This window comes from Candidatus Culexarchaeum yellowstonense, from assembly GCF_024707025.1.
GTDB lineage: Archaea > Thermoproteota > Methanomethylicia > Culexarchaeales > Culexarchaeaceae > Culexarchaeum.
Map to the genome: position 1 here is coordinate 1 of NZ_JANGFQ010000264.1, position 3,371 is coordinate 3,371.

Sequence of the window (3,371 nt, forward strand, 5' to 3'; positions counted from 1 at the left end):
TGTAGGCTTATGTGTATGTGCATCCCACTTCCATTCATATTCTTAAATGGTTTTGGCATGTACGTTACTTCTAAGCCATACCTTTTTGCAATCTCCTTTGTAACCATTTTCGCTATTACTATATTATCTGCTGTGGATATTGGGTCTGAGGCTTTTATGGAATACTCATACTGCCCCTCAGCCACTTCATGATGCGCTTTCTCAACTTCAATTCCAATTCCATTCAATTTATCCATGATTTCCAATTGTAATTTTTCAGCTTTAGCGTATGGTGCTACTTCAAAATACTGGTCTTTATCTATTGGCTCCACCCCCTTAACCCTCTTAACTATGAAGTACTCCATTTCTACCCCCACTTTAAACTTTAACCCTTTAAGCTCCAGCTCCTTAACATACTCCTTTAAGCGCATTCTCGTGTTCTTGGTGTATGGTTCACCTGAAGCTTTCTCAATATCACATATGGCTATTCTCATAGTCCTTGCGCCAATCTTTATGGTTTTCATTGTTTTCAAGTCTGGCTTTGCCAGTAGGTCACTTTCCTCTATTGGTGCATGTCCCTTAATTGATGATCCATCGAAGCATATTATGCTCTGCTTGTTTATTGAGGTTTTCAGTATTAGCCCTCTCGGTTTTCCATCTAAGTCTATTATTATTGGCTTCAAATATTCTACTTCATTCATTACCCTATGCACATAGAATTAATAATTTTTCTGCATTTAACGCTTTCTGTTAAATTCTTTCATTAGCCTATGTTTTTTTGTGAATATTTTTTATATAGAACTTTTATCTTACATAGTCATTCATGATGATATTCTGGAAACCTTTCACTTACACAATATAGTTTTATTTCCTGGTTATCTTCGGTTCCAATTCAAGTATTATCCTTCTAATTTCATCTACGCTTACTTTTCCATCTCTAATTATTTCATCTCTTTCTGGTGTTATCAGTTTCCCCTTATACATTCCACTTGGATTGTTGAGGTAGAAGACTTGTAGTGCCAGTATTGCCACATTCACCCTTTTAACTCCATATCTGGATATGAGTTCTTCTAGCTCGCTTCTACTTATACCAGTTCTCTTCTGTAATGCTTTTATAATCCCCTCCGGGTCTTCATCCATTACTTCAAGTATGTCGTCTATTGTTATGTTGTGCTCTTTTAGGAAGTCTTTTAATGCATCCCTCAATTTTATGTACATTTCAATCCATAATATAAAAATTGGGGTAAATAGTTGTTTCCCTTCAATTAAGTTTGACTTGCATTTTTGCAGCTTTTATTAGATTCCTCATTAGTATTGCTATTATCATTGGTCCAACTCCACCTGGTACTGGAGTTATTGCTGAAGCCTTTGCTGAAACTTCACTCATATTTACATCTCCAACCAATTTATCTCCTATGTAGTTGAATCCGCAATCTACGACTACTGCTCCATCTTTAATCATATCTCCAGTTATTGCTTGTGGTTTTGCTATGTCCACTATGAGTATGTCTGCATTTCTTGTGTGTTTTGTGAGGTTTGGTGATGTGTATTCGCATAGGGTTACATCTGCACCACTATTTAGTAGTAGTGCTGCAAGTGGTTTTCCAGTTAATTCTGTAGCTCCAACTATTACTGCATGTTTCCCTTCCACTTTAACTCCATATTCTTTAAATAGCTCCATGATCCCCTCAGCTGCTGGTGATACTAGAGATTCCTCCTTTAAGTATAATTTACCAATGTTTATTGGGTGTAGCCCATCGATATCCTTTTCAGGTTTAACCCTTGCTGAAATCCTCTTTTCATTTATGTGTTTTGGTAGTGGTAGCTGTATTACTATGCCATGAACATTTTTATCTTCATTGAGTTTATCCACGATTTTTATGAGTTCCTCTTCACTTATATCCTCCGGTAGGTTATGTATTTCTGATTCCATTCCAAGTCTTTTAGCTCTCCTAGCCTTCATGTTTACATATGATGTTGATGCTGGATCCTTCCCAACGAGTATTAGTGATATTTTTGGTTTCACTCCAGCATCCACTAGCTTCTTCACTTCCCCCCTCAATTCTTCAAATATCTTCTCTGACAATTTGTTTCCATCAAGTATTGTTGGAATTTTACCTCACCCCAATTATTTCTCCAGTTTCTGGGTCTAAATCTATATTTTCAGCTGCAGGTTCACTGGGTAGTGCTGGTAGTGTGCTTATCTCTCCACAGTATGCTACTAGGAATCCTGCCCCCGCAAATACCTTTACATCCGTTACTGTTATCTTGAACCCCCTTGGTCTTCCAAGGATCTTTGGGTTGTCTGTTAGTGAGAGTGGTGTTTTAGCCATATTTACTGGGAGATTTGAGTACCCCCACCTGTTTATCCTCCTAATGCTTGTTTTTGCATCGTCTGTGAATATTACGTCGTCGGCTCCATACATTTCTCTAGCTATTATCCTTATCTTCTCCTCTATTGGTAGGTTTAAGTCGTAGAGTGGTTTGAATTCTGACTTCTCCTTGTTGATGGTTTCAAGTATTGTATTTGCAAGTTCTATTCCACCTTCCCCTCCCTTGGCATATACCTCTGATACTGCCACCGGCACCCCTCTTGATTTACACCAATCTATCACGTACTCTATTTCCTCAGCGGCATCCCCCTCAAATTTGTTTATAGCTACGACTGCTGGAACTCCAAATTTCCTCACATTCTCCACGTGTTTTTCCAGATTTTCTATCCCCTTCTTTACGGCTTCCAAATTTGGTTTCTCATAATCTTTTGCTCCTCCATGCTCTCTTAGAGCTCTTATGCTAACCACTACTACTCCCACATCTGGTTTTAATCCTCCTATTCTGCATGGTATGTCGCAGAATTTTTCGAATCCTAAGTCTGAGCCGAATCCAGCTTCCACTATCACGTAATCTGCGAGTTTTAATGCCATTTTTATGGATATTAAGCTTGGGGATCCATGTGCCACATTTGCAAATGGTATTCCATGTACGAAGGCTGGGGTTCCCTCCATGGTTTGAACTATATTTGGTTTTAGTGAATCCCTCATTACTGCAGCCATGCATCCTGCACATTTTATGTCGCTTGCTTTAACTAGTTTTCCATCTTTACTTAATGCCACCAGTATGTTTCCAAGTCTCTCCTTCAAATCCTTGTAATTGCATGCCAGTGCATGTATGGCTGCAGTTTCACATGCTGTTGTTATTTCGAATCCTGTTTCTCTTGGTATTCCCCCCTCCTTTCCACCTAATCCTATAACTATGTTTCTTAGTGGTCTATCTTCCATGTCTTGTACTCTCTTTATGAATATGTTGTGTATGTCTATTTGTGGTTCCTTCCCCCTGTATATGTGATTGTCTAGCATGGCGTTCATTAAGTGATGTGCTATTGTTATTGCATG

At 38.6% G+C, this 3,371-nt stretch carries 4 protein-coding genes; all 4 read right to left on the bottom strand.

Annotated elements, in window-relative coordinates:
• Positions 1 to 680: glutamine synthetase beta-grasp domain-containing protein (locus tag MRT15_RS12450; RefSeq protein ID WP_304330615.1), on the bottom strand; the 680-nt coding region annotated here is incomplete at its 3' end.
• Positions 681 to 843: 163 nt separating this feature from the next.
• Positions 844 to 1,197, bottom strand: coding sequence for a hypothetical protein (locus MRT15_RS12455; protein ID WP_304330616.1), 354 nt, complete (start codon positions 1,195 to 1,197; stop codon positions 844 to 846).
• A 43-nt stretch (positions 1,198 to 1,240) separates the two neighbouring features.
• Entirely contained in the window at positions 1,241 to 2,092 is an 852-nt protein-coding gene (locus MRT15_RS12460) for a bifunctional 5,10-methylenetetrahydrofolate dehydrogenase/5,10-methenyltetrahydrofolate cyclohydrolase (RefSeq protein ID WP_369684990.1), read from the bottom strand.
• 1 nt (position 2,093) lies between these two features.
• The coding region (locus MRT15_RS12465) for a formate--tetrahydrofolate ligase (protein WP_304330617.1) at positions 2,094 to 3,371 on the bottom strand (1,278 nt) is incomplete at its 5' end.

Coding starts and splice junctions, on each gene's coding strand:
- MRT15_RS12455 (WP_304330616.1), bottom strand. CDS start 1,197: ATGTACATAAAATTGAGGGATGCATTAAAAGACTTCCTAAAAGAGCAC.